The organism is Enterobacter sp. V89_11, from assembly GCF_029967775.1.
Taxonomy (GTDB): domain Bacteria; phylum Pseudomonadota; class Gammaproteobacteria; order Enterobacterales; family Enterobacteriaceae; genus Enterobacter; species Enterobacter ludwigii.
The window spans coordinates 121,958-138,103 of the sequence record NZ_JASCAN010000008.1 but is presented as its reverse complement, the minus strand read 5'-3'; the positions used below and the strand labels follow the sequence as shown (position 1 = coordinate 138,103).

15 protein-coding genes and 1 riboswitch are annotated in these 16,146 nt (G+C 57.4%); of the genes, 9 read left to right on the top strand and 6 right to left on the bottom strand.

Annotation, left to right across the window (positions count from 1 at the left end):
- Positions 1-52: 52 nt before the first annotated feature.
- A complete protein-coding gene (ribB, locus tag QLG09_RS08660) occupies positions 53-706 on the bottom strand; it encodes a 3,4-dihydroxy-2-butanone-4-phosphate synthase (protein ID WP_014171649.1) in 654 nt (217 codons plus the stop codon).
- 105 nt (positions 707-811) lie between these two features.
- Positions 812-962: riboswitch (FMN riboswitch) on the bottom strand.
- A 117-nt stretch (positions 963-1,079) separates the two neighbouring features.
- Between ribB and ubiK the strand changes: the two genes are divergently transcribed.
- Positions 1,080-1,376, top strand: coding sequence for a ubiquinone biosynthesis accessory factor UbiK (ubiK, locus tag QLG09_RS08655; RefSeq protein WP_020883634.1), 297 nt, complete (start codon positions 1,080-1,082; stop codon positions 1,374-1,376).
- Positions 1,377-1,471: 95 nt separating this feature from the next.
- On the opposite strand, the gene hldE is transcribed toward ubiK, so the two are convergent.
- Genes hldE through QLG09_RS08640 form a run of 3 tightly spaced genes read right to left on the bottom strand, consistent with a single transcriptional unit; the run spans position 1,472 to position 7,120 of the window.
- Positions 1,472-2,902 carry a bifunctional D-glycero-beta-D-manno-heptose-7-phosphate kinase/D-glycero-beta-D-manno-heptose 1-phosphate adenylyltransferase HldE gene (gene hldE, locus QLG09_RS08650; protein ID WP_020883633.1) on the bottom strand — a complete coding sequence of 477 codons (1,431 nt, stop codon included), beginning with the start codon at positions 2,900-2,902 and terminating at the stop codon, positions 1,472-1,474.
- A gap of 40 nt (positions 2,903-2,942) precedes the next feature.
- Entirely contained in the window at positions 2,943-5,801 is a 2,859-nt protein-coding gene (glnE, locus tag QLG09_RS08645) for a bifunctional [glutamate--ammonia ligase]-adenylyl-L-tyrosine phosphorylase/[glutamate--ammonia-ligase] adenylyltransferase (RefSeq protein WP_152691348.1), read from the bottom strand.
- Positions 5,802-5,818: 17 nt separating this feature from the next.
- Entirely contained in the window at positions 5,819-7,120 is a 1,302-nt protein-coding gene (locus QLG09_RS08640; protein ID WP_049023324.1) for an inorganic triphosphatase, read from the bottom strand.
- A 229-nt stretch (positions 7,121-7,349) separates the two neighbouring features.
- Here QLG09_RS08640 and QLG09_RS08635 point away from each other — a divergent pair, with 229 nt between their 5' ends.
- Complete coding sequence (locus QLG09_RS08635; RefSeq protein WP_049023332.1) at positions 7,350-7,970, top strand: TIGR04211 family SH3 domain-containing protein; 621 nt, start codon at positions 7,350-7,352, stop codon at positions 7,968-7,970.
- Between the two features lie 61 nt (positions 7,971-8,031).
- The gene (locus tag QLG09_RS08630; protein ID WP_049023325.1) at positions 8,032-9,273 is read left to right on the top strand and encodes a multifunctional CCA addition/repair protein; all 1,242 of its coding nucleotides are present in this window, start codon (positions 8,032-8,034) and stop codon (positions 9,271-9,273) included.
- 10 nt (positions 9,274-9,283) lie between these two features.
- Here the strand turns inward: QLG09_RS08630 and bacA are convergent, their stop codons facing one another.
- Complete coding sequence (gene bacA, locus QLG09_RS08625; RefSeq protein WP_014171656.1) at positions 9,284-10,105, bottom strand: undecaprenyl-diphosphate phosphatase; 822 nt, start codon at positions 10,103-10,105, stop codon at positions 9,284-9,286.
- 107 nt (positions 10,106-10,212) lie between these two features.
- On the bottom strand, positions 10,213-10,581 hold the full coding sequence (gene folB / locus QLG09_RS08620; protein WP_020883629.1) for a bifunctional dihydroneopterin aldolase/7,8-dihydroneopterin epimerase: 369 nt from the start codon (positions 10,579-10,581) through the stop codon (positions 10,213-10,215).
- Between the two features lie 107 nt (positions 10,582-10,688).
- On the opposite strand from folB, the gene plsY reads away from it, so the two are divergent.
- The 6 genes from plsY to ureC all read left to right on the top strand — a co-directional run bounded on the left by plsY (position 10,689) and on the right by ureC (position 16,140).
- Positions 10,689-11,303: a glycerol-3-phosphate 1-O-acyltransferase PlsY gene (gene plsY, locus QLG09_RS08615; protein ID WP_049023326.1), complete on the top strand. Its 615-nt coding sequence runs from the start codon at positions 10,689-10,691 to the stop codon at positions 11,301-11,303.
- Between the two features lie 92 nt (positions 11,304-11,395).
- Positions 11,396-12,862 carry an MFS transporter gene (locus QLG09_RS08610; RefSeq protein WP_049023327.1) on the top strand — a complete coding sequence of 489 codons (1,467 nt, stop codon included), beginning with the start codon at positions 11,396-11,398 and terminating at the stop codon, positions 12,860-12,862.
- A 116-nt stretch (positions 12,863-12,978) separates the two neighbouring features.
- The gene (locus QLG09_RS08605; protein ID WP_049023328.1) at positions 12,979-13,806 is read left to right on the top strand and encodes an urease accessory protein UreD; all 828 of its coding nucleotides are present in this window, start codon (positions 12,979-12,981) and stop codon (positions 13,804-13,806) included.
- Between the two features lie 10 nt (positions 13,807-13,816).
- On the top strand, positions 13,817-14,119 hold the full coding sequence (locus QLG09_RS08600) for an urease subunit gamma (RefSeq protein WP_003862556.1): 303 nt from the start codon (positions 13,817-13,819) through the stop codon (positions 14,117-14,119).
- Between the two features lie 10 nt (positions 14,120-14,129).
- Entirely contained in the window at positions 14,130-14,444 is a 315-nt protein-coding gene (locus QLG09_RS08595) for an urease subunit beta (RefSeq protein WP_020883624.1), read from the top strand.
- A complete protein-coding gene (ureC, locus tag QLG09_RS08590) occupies positions 14,437-16,140 on the top strand; it encodes an urease subunit alpha (protein WP_049023329.1) in 1,704 nt (567 codons plus the stop codon). Before QLG09_RS08595 ends, ureC begins: the two co-directional genes overlap by 8 nt.
- Positions 16,141-16,146: the final 6 nt, after the last annotated feature.

Below are 16,146 nucleotides of genomic sequence, written 5' to 3'. Positions count from 1 at the left end.
ACGTCTCACAACAAAAAAGCCGGGTTTCCCCGGCTTTTTCACATCAGCCCTTTCAGCTGGCTTTGCGCGCGTGCGCCTGGCGATACTCCACCAGATCTTCAATCGTCACCACGGGCATATTATGCAGACGGGCAAAGGTGATGCACTCCGGCGCACGTGCCATGGTGCCATCGTCGTTGGTGAGTTCACACAGTACGCCCGCAGGTTTAAAGCCTGCCAGGGTCACGAGGTCAATGGTCGCTTCGGTGTGACCGCCACGGGTCAATACACCGCCGGCCTGCGCACGCAACGGGAAGACGTGGCCTGGACGATGCAGGTCTGATGGCTTCGCATCATCGGCAATCGCGGCACGTACGGTGGTCAGACGGTCAGCCGCCGACACGCCGGTGGTCACGCCATGTGCCGCTTCGATGGTCACGGTAAAACCGGTTCCAAAGGCGCTGGTGTTATTTTCAACCATCATGGGCAGGTCGAGCTGCTTACGACGGTCTTCGTTGATACACAGGCACACGATGCCGCTACCGTGACGGATGGTCAGCGCCATCTGCTCAACGGTCATGTTTTCGGCGGCGAAAATCATGTCGCCTTCATTTTCACGGTTTTCATCGTCAAGCACCATCACGCCGCGGCCTTCGCGCAGTGCATCCAGTGCATGTTCAACACGTTCAATAGAAGTGCCAAAAGAGGAAAGTAGCGTCTGATTCATGGTAAAAAAACCTCATTAACATTATGGTTACCAGAATCAGGGCAGTCTTAGGAGCGCCGTATAAGCGGCAAAAAGATAACGTGAGCGGGCCAGGCCCGACTTGATCGTTACTCTCTCCCATCCGGACTCTAACCGTCGGCCCCGGAATTACACCGGATCTGCTGTCCTTTGAGTGGTGACCCAAAGCGCTCGCGGGCTTTCAGCGTTACGCTGATTTACCGCCGGTGGGGAATTTCGCCCCGCCCTGAGAATAAGCGAGATAACTATAACGCGATTGATTACCCTGGGCAATGCGCAGACATAAAATCTCCTTTATCCTGGGGCATGACGCGCTACAATGTTCATTAACACCGTCTTATCAAGGGAAGCCACAATGATTGACCCGAAGAAAATTGAGCAAATTGCGCGTCAGGTTCATGAGTCTATGCCAAAAGGCATTCGTGAGTTTGGGGATGACGTAGAGAAGAAAATCCGCCAGACGCTGCAGGCGCAGTTGGTTCGCCTTGATTTAGTCAGCCGCGAAGAGTTTGACGTGCAGACGCAGGTTCTGCTGCGTACCCGCGAGAAGCTGGCCCTGCTGGAGCAGCGTCTGAACGAGCTGGAAAACCGCAATACGCCAGCGGAAGTAAAACCGGCGCCGGCCATTCCACCGGTTGATGAAGCAGAATAACAGCCGCGTATAACGGGCTGTTTGCGAAGATACCCCCTCCTGCAAAGAGAGGGTGAAAAAAACGGGCCAGATGGCCCGTTTTTTATTGGCTGACTTTATTTGCTGTCTTTCTGGATCTTCTTGATGATGTTGGTGGTTGAGCACCCGTCCTCAAAGTTGAGCACCATCACTTCACCACCATTGGCCCAGACCTCTTCGCTGCCTGCGATTTGATCCGGTTTGTAATCGCCGCCTTTCACCAGCAGATCCGGCAAAATTCCGGCAATCAGGCGCTGCGGGGTATCTTCTTCAAACGACACCACCCAGTCCACCGCTTCCAGCGCACCCAGCACGATCATGCGCTGCTCCAGCGGGTTCACCGGACGCGTTTCACCTTTAAGACGTTTCGTCGACGCATCGCTGTTCACCGCCACAATCAGACGGTCGCCCAGCTTACGCGCATTGGCCAGATAAGAGACATGACCGGCATGCAGGATGTCGAACACGCCGTTGGTCATCACCACTTTTTCACCGCGTTTACGGGCGGCGGCAACGGCCACTTTCAGCTCATCTTCGCTCATCACGCCAAAACCGGTATCGGCACGACCACGCACCGCGTTTTCCAGTTCGATCGGCGAAACGGTGGAAGTCCCCAGCTTGCCAACGACCACGCCTGCTGCCGCATTAGCGAAGTAGCACGCTTCTTCCAGAGAGTTCCCTGCCGCCAGCGTCGCCGCCAGAACGCCAATGACCGTGTCGCCGGCACCGGTCACGTCATACACTTCCTGCGCCTGGGTCGGCATATGCAGCGGCGCTTTGCCAGGCTGCAGCAGCGTCATCCCCTGCTCGGAGCGGGTCACCAGCAGCGCGGAGAGTTCGAAGTCAGCAATGATCTTCATGCCGCGCTCAACGAGCTCTTCTTCCGTCTTACATTTGCCCGCCACCGCTTCAAACTCAGAGAGGTTTGGCGTCAGCAGCGTTGCGCCACGATAGCGCTCAAAGTCAGTACCTTTCGGGTCGATCAGCACGGGCACATTGGCTTTACGCGCGAGCTGAATCATCTGCTGTACGCTTGCCAGCGCACCTTTGGCGTAGTCGGACAGCACCAGCGCGCCGATAGTGCTCAGCGCCTGGTTAATGCGCTCGTGCAGCGGCTCAGGATCAACGCCCTCAAAGCCTTCCTCGAAGTCGAGGCGGATCAGCTGCTGGTTACGCGACAGAACGCGCAGTTTGGTGATCGTCGGGTGTGTCGGAACCGAAACGAAGTCGCACTTCACGTTCACGTCCGCCAGCGACTTGCTCAGCGCACGCGCCGCATCGTCAATGCCGGTTAAGCCAACCAGACGCGACTGCGCGCCCAAAGAGGCAATGTTCATCGCCACGTTTGCCGCGCCGCCAGGACGCTCTTCAATGGTGTCGACCTTAACTACCGGTACCGGTGCTTCCGGAGAGATGCGGCTGGTCGGCCCGTACCAGTAGCGATCCAGCATGACATCCCCGACAACCATAACTCCAGCACGTTCAAACTCTGGCAGTGTTACTTTCATTCCTGACTCCAGAAAGATTCACAATTTGCGCGCGATAATATCACACTTGTTTTGTTACGCACGGTTCCACCAGCCACTTCTGCCAGCTGGCGGTGACCTGCGCGCGTTCAGTGGCGAAACAGTCCAGCGCAACGTGGCCAGGCTGCTCCTGTAAGGCCAGGTGGTGCAGCTCGTCGCGCAGCGTGGTGTAGGCGCGCGTTAAGGCCTGCGCCTCCTGCTCATCCATAATGTCGTTTTGCGCCAGCAGTTCCAGAATACGCACATTATCAGACCAGCGGGTCAGCTTCGGTTTAGCGTGCGCATGGCGTAGCACCAGATATTGCGTAATAAATTCAATATCGGTAATGCCGCCCTCATCCGCTTTAATATCAAAGCGATCGCGATGCTTATTGCCCAGGTGCGCGCGCATTTTCTCGCGCATCTCACGCACGTCGGTCTGCAGCGTGCTGCCGTCACGCGGGGTTGTCATAATCTCCCGACGAATGGCATCAAACTGCGTTTTCAGCGACGGATCGCCGTACACCACGCGGGCTCGCACCAGCGCCTGATGTTCCCACGTCCAGGCTTCATTCTTCTGGTACTCAGCGAAGGACTCCGTTGAGGTCACCAGCATGCCGGCCGCGCCGGAAGGACGCAGACGCGCATCCACTTCATATAAAATGCCGGATGACGTGCGGGTGCTGAACAGATGCATAATGCGCTGGGCCAGACGCAGGTAGAACTGACGCCCGTCGATTTCACGCTCGCCGTCGGTCATGACGTCTGCCGGGCAGTCATGCAGGAAGATTAAATCGAGATCCGAGCTGTACCCCAGTTCCCATCCGCCGAGCTTACCGTAACCCACAACGGCAAAACCGCGGCCTTCGCGGTCAGCAAGGTGTTTCGGCTGGCCGTAGCGCGCCACCATCTGAATCCATGCCTGATGCACCACCGCATCAATGATCGCTTCTGCAAGCCAGGTTAAGTGATCGCTCACTTTCATCACTGGCAGCGTTCCGGCGATATCTGCCGCCGCCACGCGCAGCATTTGCGCCTGCTTAAACTGACGCAGCGCCTCCAGCTGTTGCTCTTCGTCCTCTTCCGGTACGCGCAGCAGATACTGACGCAGCTCGTCACGGTAGGCGTCCGTTGCCGTCGGCTGGTAGAGCGTATTGGGATCGAGCAGCTCATCCAGCAGCAGCGGATACCGCGCCAGCTTGTTGGCCACCATCGGTGAGGCGGCGCAAAGCGTAATCAGATGCTTGAGCGCGCCCGGGAACTCGCTCAGCAACTCAAGATAGGTCGTACGGGTGATGATGCCGCTCAGCAGCGGCATCATGCGCGACAGCGGGACCGGCGCATCCGCACGCGAGCAGACGTTGCTCAGCAGGTGCGGCATCAGATGATCCAGCACCTGACGACCGCGCGGACCAATGGCCCGTTTATTCAGTTCGAGACGGAAATCAGCAATTAACGCCACCACACGATGGCGATCGTCGTCGCTCAGGTGCGCCAGCACCGGCGTGGTGTCATCTTCCTGCAGCGCGTCCTGCCACAATTCGCGCCAGTGTTCAGAGAGCGTATCGTCCTGCGATTCACTTTCATCGTCACCAATCAGCGCGTTAAAGACACGCCGCACGCCGGCCATATGCGCATCCAGTTGCCCGGTCAACGTTGACCAGTCGTCGACGTGCATCCCCCAGGCCAGCCGCGCCCGGTTCAGATCATCGCCTGGCAAAGTCTGGGTCTGCTCGTCATTGATGCTTTGCAGCAGGTTTTCCAGGCGACGCAGGAACAGATAGGCCTCACGCAGGATCTGCGCGTCGCCTTCCGGCAGAAGATGCAGTTGCTCTATGGCTGACAGCGTCGGCAGCAGCGAACGGGATTGCAGTGAAGGCTCACGTCCGCCGCGGATCAGCTGGAAGACCTGAACGATAAATTCGATTTCGCGAATGCCGCCCGCGCCGAGCTTGATGTTGTCCTTCAGACCCCGGCGACGCACTTCACGGGCGATCATTCCTTTCATGTTCCGCAGCGACTGAATAACGCTGAAGTCGATATAGCGACGGAACACGAACGGGCGCAGCATGGCGCGCAGCTCGTTGGCGTAGGCATCGTCGCTGTCTCCCATGATCCGCGCTTTGACCATCGCGTAACGCTCCCAGTCGCGCCCCTGCTCCTGGTAATAATCTTCCAGTGCCGCAAAGCTCAGCACCAGCGGACCGCTGTCGCCAAACGGGCGCAGGCGCATATCCACGCGATAGACAAAACCATCCTGGGTAGGTTGATCCAGCGCTTTAATCAGACGTTGCCCGAGACGGGTAAAGAACTGCGCATTGTCCAGTTCACGGCGGCCCCCGCGTGTGGAGCCGTTCTCCGGCCAGGCAAAAATCAGGTCGATATCCGAGGAGAAATTCAGTTCGCAGCCCCCGAGCTTGCCCATGCCCAGAATCAAGAGTGGCTGAGGAACCCCATCCTCATTGCACGGCGTGCCCCACTCTTTACAGCAGGCGGCATAGAGCCAGTCCCGTGCGGCAACAATCAGCGTCTGTGCCAGCTCGCTCAGCTGTTGCAGGGTACTTTCTTCGCTGACCAGTTCCAGCGCCTGAGCCCAGGCAATACGCACCATCACCCGGCGGCGGAACTGGCGCAGGACGCGCATCAATGTCGCTTCATCCGCGACCTCTTCAAGTGCGGTTTGCAACCAGCCCGTATAATGCCGCCACTCGTCTGCCTGCGGCGGGGTGCTCTCAAGCGCCTCCAGCCAGTCCGGGTAAGCGGTGATACTTTCCTGCACAAAATCACTGAAGGTGAGCACGCTCCTGGCCTGCTCGCTTAACGATGACGCCGGTAATGACTCAGGCAGACGTTCGCAAACGGTCTGCCACTGCTGCTGTAACTGCGAAGAAAGCGGCATTATAGGGTTCCTTGCCAGAGTTAACGTTTTCCGCTGTGCAGCCAGAACGGCTCCTGCGAAATGGCTTCATTGCGGAAATGCTCAATCTCAATGTGCTGACGGGTTTCGATAGCATGTTTCAGCCCCTGCCAGTTCTCCAGCCAGGCCTGCGCTTTAGGGCCGTCATAGGCACCCGACAGCAGCAGCATGCTGTCGATATTGCGCGACAGGCGGATCAGCTGATCGCCATACTGGTCTCCCAGCGGATACGCAAAGGTGGTTTTAAGCTCCGCCGCGTGGCGTGAAAGATGGATATCCGCGAAACGTTTGAAGTTATCTTCAATTTTGGCCTGCGCTTTTGCATCCAGGAAGGCACGCCAGCTGCGCGTCACCAGAAACTCGGTCAGCGCCAGCCTGGCGGCGGCGTTTTGCGGGCTATAGAGCGCCGTTTGCGCGGATACGTCAGAGAGCAGCAGCGCTTCGGTCTGGGTCAGCAGGTCACGTAAGTGAGCGCTCGCTTTGCGAGGTACGATGCCGCCGAACAGAGCCAGGGTATGACGCACAAGGCTCATCGCCGCTAACACGTGCGCTTTTGCGTTTTTCACATTACGCACCCACAGCTCTTCATGATAAAGCCACTGTGAGAGCGCCAGCTCCAGCGCCGCCTCCATGCCCTGCTCAACGCTGGCTTTCGGTGGCACGTGCAAAATAGTCGTCTCTTTCAGCAGGCGTGGCGCATTACCGGCGGCCAGATGATATCCCCGCGCCGCTTTGCTCAGGCTGCCCTGACGCAGGCCCGGCTGGCTTACCAGCTTACGCGCCAGCTTCAGTACGTCCTGGACTTCACCTTCCAGCAGTTCGAGCTCCAGCTCGCAAATCGGCTCCTGAAGCTCGCCCGCTTTTACCTCACCCTGATCGAGGGCGATTTCAATGCGGCTTTTCCCTTCCGTTACCAGCCATTTTTCACGCCAGAAATCGGTGCTAAACAGCGGTTTCACCTCGGCGGCTAAGGTTTCTGGCAGCACGCCGTCCGGCCAGACTTCTGCCGGGAAACGATCCAGCTCAAGTTCTGGCTGATTGATGTCGATATTGTATTCCGGGCGCTGATGCAAACCGCCGACCACGCGGCCAGCGATTTTCATCGTCATCTCGTAGCGCCCGTTCGCGCCACGGATGCGCAGTCCCATATCATGGCGGCGCAGCCAGTTGTCTGGCGTTTCGTAATAGATATTAAGCAGTTGTACCGGTTCATGGTGTTCGCCGGAAAGGGTCTGCAGATGCTGACGGAGTGCGTCAACGCTGTCTTTTTCGACGATAAATTTTAATTCGATTTCTTGAGCCATAGCCTTGTACTTTTGCAGGCGTCACAGACGCGTCAATGAGGGCGAACTTCCTCGCCATTTGTTTGTCAGTACATAGTATTTTGCGCCAAATTGCCACGCAATGAGCAATTTGACGGGCGTAAATGTTTAGGGTCGTGACACAGATGATTCTGATTGCTGACGAATGCTTTGCGTAGAGACACTGTTGCCACTACTATCGTTCCACTATTTATGAAAATAACGACTAATGATGCTTAAATTACGCCTGATTGGACTTACTTTCCTCGCTTTTAGCGCCGCAACCGCCGTGCACGCTGAAGAGAAGCGTTACGTTTCTGACGAACTGAACACCTGGGTACGCAGTGGCCCTGGAGATAATTATCGCCTCGTGGGTACGGTCAATGCCGGCGAGGAAGTGACGCTGTTACAGACCAACGCGGAGACCAATTATGGTCAGGTTCGCGACAGTACCGGCCGCACGTCCTGGATCCCACTGAAAGAGCTGAGCGCGGTGCCAAGCCTGCGCACCCGCGTGCCGGATCTGGAAAATCAGGTGAAAACGCTGACCGACAAGCTGAACAATATCGACGGTACCTGGAACCAGCGTACCGCGGAAATGCAGCAGAAAGTGGCCCAGAGCGACAGCGTGATTAACGGTCTGAAAGACGAGAATCAGAAACTGAAAAACGAGCTGATTGTCGCGCAGAAGAAGGTGAACGCCGCCAATCTGCAACTTGATGACAAACAACGTACCATCATCATGCAGTGGTTTATGTACGGTGGCGGTGTGCTGGGCGTTGGCCTGGTGCTGGGTCTGGTGCTTCCTCACCTGATCCCAAACCGTAAGCGTAAAGACCGCTGGATGAACTAATTCGTCTTCTCTGCCAGACTTACGTATTATCTTGCGAAAAGAGAAAACGGGAGTACAGGGCGTGAAGAGTTATCTGGTCGGTGGTGCGGTACGTGATGCGTTGTTAGGTCTGCCGGTCAAAGATAAAGACTGGGTGGTGGTGGGAGCCACACCTGAAGAGATGCTTAACGCGGGCTACCAGCAGGTAGGCCGCGATTTTCCTGTGTTTCTGCACCCGCAAAGCCGTGAGGAGTACGCCCTGGCGCGTACCGAACGGAAATCCGGTTCGGGTTATACCGGCTTCACCTGCTATGCCGCACCGGACGTCACGCTGGAGCAAGATCTCCTGCGTCGCGATCTCACCATCAACGCGCTGGCGCAGGACGAAGACGGCCAGATCATTGACGCGTATGGCGGTCAGGACGATCTGCGTAATCGACTGCTGCGTCACGTCTCCCCGGCGTTTTCTGAAGATCCGCTCCGCGTGCTGCGCGTGGCGCGCTTTGCGGCGCGTTATGCGCATCTGAGCTTCCGCATTGCCGATGAGACCCTGGCACTGATGACCGCCATGACCGAGGCGGGCGAACTGGCCCACCTCACGCCAGAGCGCGTCTGGAAAGAGACGGAAAACGCCCTTACTACCCGCAACCCGCAGGTCTTTTTCCAGGTGCTGCGTGACTGTGGCGCACTGAAAGTGCTGTTCCCGGAAATTGACGCGCTGTTCGGCGTGCCCGCCCCGGCGAAATGGCACCCGGAAATCGATACCGGCGTGCATACCCTGATGACCCTGAGTATGGCTGCCATGCTCAGCCCCGAGGTGGATGTGCGTTTTTCAACGCTGTGCCACGATCTCGGCAAAGGATTAACGCCAAAAGCCATGTGGCCGCGCCACCATGGCCACGGTCCTGCCGGGGTGAAGCTGGTCGAAGGGCTTTGCCAGCGCCTGCGGGTACCCAACGAGATCCGCGATCTCGCCAGACTGGTGGCGGAATTTCACGACCTGATCCACACCTTCCCGATCCTCAAACCGGCCACCATCGTTAAGCTGTTTGATAACATCGACGCATGGCGCAAACCCCAGCGCGTCGAGCAGATCGCGTTGACCAGCGAAGCCGACGTACGTGGCCGCACCGGTTTTGAAGCCTGCGATTATCCGCAGGGGCGGCTGTTACGCGCAGCGTGGGAAGTGGCAAAAGCGGTACCGACTAAAGCGGTTGTCGAGGCGGGCTTCAAGGGACCGGAAATCCGGGAAGAGCTGACGAAACGTCGAATTCAGGCGGTGTCGGACTGGAAGGAAAAGCATTGCCCTCAGCCTAAAGACTGAGGGCCGTCGGTCAGAAGAAGACCACGTAAACCGCAGCCGCCACGATAAAGCGATAGATCGCGAACGGAATAAACGAGATACGCTTAATCAACTGCAGGAAGGTTTTGATGGCGATCAGCGCCACAATAAAGGCAGTGACAAAGCCCACGGCGAACATCGGAATGTCACCCGTGGTGAGGAAGCCAATGCTTTTATAGACGTCGAGTGCGGTCGCGCCCATCATCATCGGCACCGCCAGCAGGAACGAGAACTCCGACGCAGCATAGCGGCTAACGCCCATCAGCATCCCGCCAGAGATGGTCGCGCCTGAGCGTGAAAAGCCCGGCCACAGCGCCAGACACTGGAAACAACCGATGATAAACGCCTGACGGTAGGTCATGTCATCCAGACCTTCCGCGCGTGGCGTTTTCGGCTTCAGCAGTTCTGCCGCGATCAGCAGGAAACCGCCGACGACCAGCGCATACATGACGTTAATCGGGTTAAACAGCGATTTAATGGTGTCGTGGAAAACCAGGCCCAGAACCACTGCCGGAACCATGCCAAGCAGAATATGGATAAGCGTCAGGCGACCTTTGCTTTCACCCTCGCGCTGAGGAAGACGGCCAAAGTGGATACCGATAAGCCCGAACAGACGACGCCAGAACATCACAACGACCGCCAGAATAGACCCCAACTGAATGACAACTTCAAACGTCTTTGCGGTATCGCCTTCAAAGCCCAGCAGATGGCCAACGATAATCATATGGCCCGTACTGGAAACCGGCAAAAACTCCGTCAATCCTTCGACCACACCCAGTATTGCCGCCACCAGCAGCGAGTGCATATCGCTCATCTATAAACCCCTAAAAAGATATAAAAAAAACGGTGTCCCACGCGGACAACCGTGAAAGATACAGCTTTAAGACCGGTATAACCTAAAATGGTTTAGCTATTATGACGTTAAATCTTCCCTTTCAGATTTGTGCCACGCTCAATGATCACGCCGACGTTAGCGGCACGCGCCACGGCGCCCGGTTTGCTCAATTTGATGCGTACCCACGGTGCGTTGAACTTGCTCAGCAGCAGCTCGGCCACCTCTTCTGCCACACGCTCCACCAGCGCAAAACGTTGCCCTTCGACGTGGCCCACAACCGTTTCACTGATATCCGCGTAGCTCAGACAGTCATTCACGTCGTCGCTTTTTGCTGACTTGCGGTTATCCCAGCCCATTTCGATATCGAACACGAGTTTCTGCTCAATGGTCTGTTCCCAGTCGTAAACACCAATAGTGGTGATTACCGAAAGTTGCTCTATAAATACAATATCCATCACGACCTGCCTGCTTTTTGGCTAAACCGGATACCACTTCCGGCGAATTATGCGTATTATCCACAGATGCTGAGAATACAGATACATTTTCAAAACGGAACAGCGTTATGAGTGCAATCGCGCCTGGAATGATCCTCCTCGCCTACCTTTGCGGCTCAATCTCCAGCGCCATTCTGGTCTGCCGCATTGCCGGGTTACCTGACCCGCGCGAAAGTGGTTCCGGGAATCCGGGGGCGACCAATGTACTACGAATTGGCGGCAAGGGAGCAGCCGTAGCGGTATTGATTTTTGATGTTCTGAAAGGAATGTTACCCGTCTGGGGAGCGTATGCGCTGGGCGTAACGCCGTTTTGGCTGGGGCTCATTGCTATCGCCGCCTGTGTCGGCCATATCTGGCCTGTATTCTTTGGTTTTAAAGGCGGTAAAGGCGTCGCCACCGCCTTTGGTGCTATTGCCCCAATCGGCTGGGACTTAACCGGCGTGATGGCCGGCACCTGGCTACTGACCATTCTTCTGAGCGGTTACTCATCACTGGGCGCCATCGTCAGCGCGCTGATCGCGCCATTCTATGTCTGGTGGTTCAAACCGCAGTTCACCTTCCCGGTGTCGATGCTCTCCTGCCTCATCCTGCTGCGCCATCACGATAATATTCAGCGCCTGTGGCGTCGCCAGGAGACCAAAATCTGGTCGAAGCTCAGGAGAAAGAAAAAAGACGCCCCGTAAGGGGTTAGTTATGCCTTATAACCAAATGTGATTTTGGTCACCCTCTGCCTGTGGTAACTGTTAATGACACAACACAACCACACAAAAAGAAAATGGCAGACATTACAGACACAACTCCCCTTTCAACGGCAGGACATTCGCCTGATGGCAACATCAAGTGGGTACGTAACGCCTCTGACGTTTCACGTCTGGTCAACGACGGTTCTCAGGGTCGGGCCAACGCCCGCATCGTAGTCGGTATCGCGCTGGGCGGTATTTTCCTCGATGCGTACGACCTTGGTGCGCTGGCGTTCGGCATCAAAGACATCACCCGCGAATTTAATCTCACCCCTGCCGGTACCGGCATGGTGGCCTCGGCCATTACCTTTGGTGCGATTGTCGGGGCGCTACTGGGTGGCTATCTCACGGACAAGATCGGACGCTACCGCGTCTTTATGGCCGACATGCTGTTCTTCGTGGTAGCGGCCATCGCCTGTGCACTGGCACCGAACGAATATGCGCTGGCGGGCGCACGCTTTGTGATGGGCCTCGGCGTGGGGATCGATCTGCCGGTGGCGATGGCGTTTCTTAGCGAGTTCGCCAGGCTCAAAGGCCCCGGAAACAAGGCCTCCAGCGTCGCAATGTGGTGTCCAACCTGGTATGCCGCAATCAGCATCTCTTACCTGTTGGTGTTATTCTTCTACGCCGTACTGCCAGAAAGTCACAGCGACTGGCTGTGGCGCTTAATCCTGGGGTTTGGCGCAGTGCCTGCGCTGGTGATTATCGCCATTCGTAGCCGCTACATGAGCGAGTCCCCGGTCTGGGCGGCGAATCAGGGTAACCTGAAAGAGGCGGCCGCTATCTTGCGGCAATCGTATAACATCAACGCCCACGTGCCGCAGGATGCGCTTAATCAACCGGCACCGGTGGTCAACAAGGCGAAGTGGGCAAACTATCTGAACCTGTTCCGTGGCGTCTATCTGCGACGTACCACGCTCGCCACCCTGCTCTCGGTGGTGTCGTCTTTCGCCTATAACGCCGTCGCATTTGGTCTGCCGGTCATTATCTCCAGCTTCTTTGTGCAGTCGATGCTGACCACTATTCTGATCTCACTGGTGCTAAACCTGCTGTTTGCCTTCGTCGGCGGATTGCTGGCGGTGCGCTATGTTCCGCGCTTCGGCGCGTGGCGGATGTCACTGGCGGGCTACGTTTGTCAGCTTGTTGCTCTGCTGGGGCTGGCGCTGACTGGTCGTCCGGAAGGCGTATCGGAAGGCGTTATCGCCGTCGCGATGCTGGCGCTATTCCTGTTCGGTCAGGGATTTGGGCCCGGTGCCCATACCATGACGTTTGCGTCCCTGAGCTATCCCACCTCTCTGCGCGGCGTGGGCGTGGGCCTTAACCAGACGCTGATGCGCAGCAGTTCTACGCTCTCGCTGTTTCTGTTCCCGCTGCTGGTGGCCTCGCTTGATACCGCCGTGTTCTGGGTGATCGCTCTGGCACCGTTTATCGGGCTGGCTTCGCTGCTGGCGATCCGCTGGGAACCGTCCGGCTATGATGTGGATGCAGAGGATTATCGATAACCTTCTCAACCGGCTCCTTGAGCCGGTTTTTTTATCCATAAGCGACTCATATGACAGCCTTCATTTCTGCCAGGGCATACTGAAACGTCTCCCGATGATGAGCAGATGGATGCAGCATGTTAGCAGCTCAGGTCACTGATAATTCTTACAAAGGCTGGCAGGCATCGCTTGCCCTGCAGTTTTGTTACACCCCTGAGAAAACCCTCCTGCACGCTGCTCATCACATCGGGCCCCTCACCGTACAGCGACCTTTTTATCCCGAAGGCGACACCTGCCACCTGTATTTGCTGCACCCGCCAGGCGGGATAGTCGGCGGCGATACGCTGGATATTTCGGTGCATCTGGACGCGAAAAGCCATGCGCTGATCACCATGCCCGGCGCGAGCAAGTTCTATCGCAGCAGCGGCCCGCAGGCCTGTCTCAATCAGCACTTCTGGCTCGATGATGAGGCTACGCTGGAGTGGCTGCCGCAGGACACCATTATCTTTCCCGGTGCGAATGCCGCCCTGCGTTCCGTTTTTCATCTGAAGGCTTCGAGTACGCTGCTGGCGTGGGAATTGTACTGTCTGGGTCGCCCGGTGATCGGCGAAACCTTCAGCCACGGCACGCTGGAAAGCCGCCTTGAGATCTGGGTCGAGGATGAGCCACGGCTGATTGAACGTCAGCACCTCAGTAATGGCGATCTCACGCCCGTTGCAGGTCTCCCGTGGGTCGGCACGCTGCTGTTCTTTCCGGCCAGGGAAGCGCACCTCGAAATGGTGCGCGAGCTGCTGACGCCGCTGAGCCATTTTGCCGGGGCAACGCTCACAGACGATCTGCTGTCGGTGCGTTTTCTCTCCCACGACAACCTGATTTGCCAGCGGGTGATGCGCGATATCTGGCAGTCGCTTCGCCCGCTTTTAACCCCCAAAACCGCCTGTTCGCCGCGTATCTGGCAGACATAAGAGAAACGTTATGGAACTGACCCCCAGAGAAAAAGACAAGCTGTTGCTGTTTACCGCTGCGCTGGTTGCCGAACGCCGCCTTGCGCGCGGGGTAAAACTGAATTACCCGGAATCAGTCGCGCTGATCAGCGCGTTTATTATGGAAGGCGCCCGCGATGGCGAAACCGTCGCCTCACTGATGGAAGCGGGCCGTCACGTCCTGACGCGCGACCAGGTGATGGAAGGCGTACCGGAGATGATCCCCGACATTCAGGTGGAAGCGACGTTCCCGGACGGATCAAAGCTCGTCACCGTCCATAACCCGATCGTATAAGGAGCGCGTAATGATCCCAGGCGAATACCAGATCCAATCCGGAAACATTGCGATCAACGTTGGGCGAGACACGCAAAACGTGATCGTCGAAAACCATGGCGACAGGCCGATACAGGTGGGATCGCACTACCACTTTTATGAGATTAACCCGGCGCTGAAATTCGACCGGGAAGCCACCAAAGGCTATCGGCTGAATATTCCGGCAGGCACCGCCGTGCGTTTCGAACCCGGACAGAAGCGCGAGGTGACGCTGGTTCAGGTCAGCGGCGCGCAGCGTATTTTCGGCTTTCGCGGCGAGGTGATGGGAGAGGTGAAAAATGGCTGAAATTTCACGCCAGGCCTACGCCGATATGTTCGGCCCCACCACTGGCGATAAAGTGCGTCTGGCCGACAGCGAGCTGTGGATAGAAGTGGAAAACGATCTCACGGTCTACGGCGAAGAGGTCAAATTCGGCGGCGGGAAGGTGATCCGCGACGGTATGGGCCAGGGGCAGATGACATCCGACGGCTGCGTGGATCTGGTGCTGACCAACGCGTTGATTATCGATCACTGGGGGATCGTTAAAGCCGATATTGGCGTAAAAAACGGGCGGATCTTTGCCGTGGGTAAAGCCGGTAACCCGGATATACAGCCCGGGGTCACGATCCCGATTGGCGCAGCGACAGAAGTGATCGCCGCCGAAGGGAAAATTGTCACCGCCGGCGGGATCGACACGCACATCCACTGGATCTGCCCGCAGCAGGCGGAAGAGGCGCTGGTCTCTGGCGTAACCACCATGATTGGCGGGGGCACGGGCCCAGCGGCAGGCACCAACGCCACGACCTGTACGCCAGGGCCCTGGTATATCGCGCGGATGTTGCAGGCGGCCGATACACTACCGGTGAATATCGGCCTGCTTGGCAAAGGTAACGGTTCCAACCCTGATGCCCTGCGCGAGCAGATCGCAGCGGGTGCCATCGGGCTGAAGATCCACGAAGACTGGGGCGCGACGCCGGCCGCCATCAACTGCTCACTGGCGGTGGCGGAGGAGATGGATATTCAGGTGGCGCTGCACAGCGACACGCTGAACGAATCCGGGTTTGTTGAGGACACGCTGGCGGCTATCGGCGGGCGGACCATTCACACCTTCCATACGGAAGGGGCGGGCGGCGGACATGCACCGGATATTATTACCGCCTGCGCGCACCCGAATATTCTGCCCTCCTCTACTAACCCGACGCTGCCCTACACGGTGAATACCATCGACGAGCATCTCGACATGCTGATGGTGTGTCACCACCTCGACCCGGATATCGCCGAGGACGTCGCCTTTGCTGAATCACGCATTCGCCGGGAGACCATCGCCGCGGAAGATGTCCTTCACGATATCGGTGCCTTCTCGCTGACCTCGTCCGACTCCCAGGCAATGGGTCGCGTCGGCGAAGTGATTATTCGTACCTGGCAGGTGGCGCACCGTATGAAGGTTCAGCGCGGCGCACTGCCGGAAGAGACCGGGAACAACGATAATTTCCGCGTGAAACGCTATATCGCCAAATACACCATTAACCCGGCGCTGACCCACGGGATTGCCCATGAAGTGGGCTCGATTGAGGCCGGGAAACTGGCGGATTTAGTGGTCTGGTCCCCCGCGTTCTTTGGCGTCAAACCCGCCACCATTGTGAAAGGCGGGATGATCGCCTGCGCGCCGATGGGGGATATCAACGCCTCTATCCCAACGCCGCAACCGGTCCATTACCGTCCGATGTTTGGCTCGCTGGGTGCCGCACGCCATGCAACACGGCTGACGTTTGTCTCCCAGGCTGCCGATGCGAAGGGCATTTCGCACCAGCTCAGCCTGCAGAGCGGCATAGCCGTCGTAAAAGACTGCCGCACGGTGAAAAAGGCCGACATGATCCATAACAGCCTGCAGCCCAACATCACCGTTGATGCACAAACTTACGAGGTTCGCGTTGATGGCGAGCTCATTACCAGCGAGCCGGCAGACGTTCTGCCGATGGCCCAACGCTATTTCCTGTTTTAAGGAGTG

Excerpts from the sequence above, each read along its gene's own strand:
- QLG09_RS08635 (WP_049023332.1), top strand. The coding sequence starts at position 7,350 with ATGCTTAAATTACGCCTGATTGGACTTACTTTCCTCGCTTTTAGCGCC.
- bacA (WP_014171656.1), bottom strand. The coding sequence starts at position 10,105 with ATGAGCGATATGCACTCGCTGCTGGTGGCGGCAATACTGGGTGTGGTC.
- ubiK (WP_020883634.1), top strand. The coding sequence starts at position 1,080 with ATGATTGACCCGAAGAAAATTGAGCAAATTGCGCGTCAGGTTCATGAG.
- QLG09_RS08605 (WP_049023328.1), top strand. The coding sequence starts at position 12,979 with ATGTTAGCAGCTCAGGTCACTGATAATTCTTACAAAGGCTGGCAGGCA.
- folB (WP_020883629.1), bottom strand. The coding sequence starts at position 10,581 with ATGGATATTGTATTTATAGAGCAACTTTCGGTAATCACCACTATTGGT.
- hldE (WP_020883633.1), bottom strand. The coding sequence starts at position 2,902 with ATGAAAGTAACACTGCCAGAGTTTGAACGTGCTGGAGTTATGGTTGTC.
- QLG09_RS08600 (WP_003862556.1), top strand. The coding sequence starts at position 13,817 with ATGGAACTGACCCCCAGAGAAAAAGACAAGCTGTTGCTGTTTACCGCT.
- QLG09_RS08610 (WP_049023327.1), top strand. The coding sequence starts at position 11,396 with ATGGCAGACATTACAGACACAACTCCCCTTTCAACGGCAGGACATTCG.
- ribB (WP_014171649.1), bottom strand. The coding sequence starts at position 706 with ATGAATCAGACGCTACTTTCCTCTTTTGGCACTTCTATTGAACGTGTT.
- plsY (WP_049023326.1), top strand. The coding sequence starts at position 10,689 with ATGAGTGCAATCGCGCCTGGAATGATCCTCCTCGCCTACCTTTGCGGC.
- QLG09_RS08640 (WP_049023324.1), bottom strand. The coding sequence starts at position 7,120 with ATGGCTCAAGAAATCGAATTAAAATTTATCGTCGAAAAAGACAGCGTT.
- ureC (WP_049023329.1), top strand. The coding sequence starts at position 14,437 with ATGGCTGAAATTTCACGCCAGGCCTACGCCGATATGTTCGGCCCCACC.
- QLG09_RS08595 (WP_020883624.1), top strand. The coding sequence starts at position 14,130 with ATGATCCCAGGCGAATACCAGATCCAATCCGGAAACATTGCGATCAAC.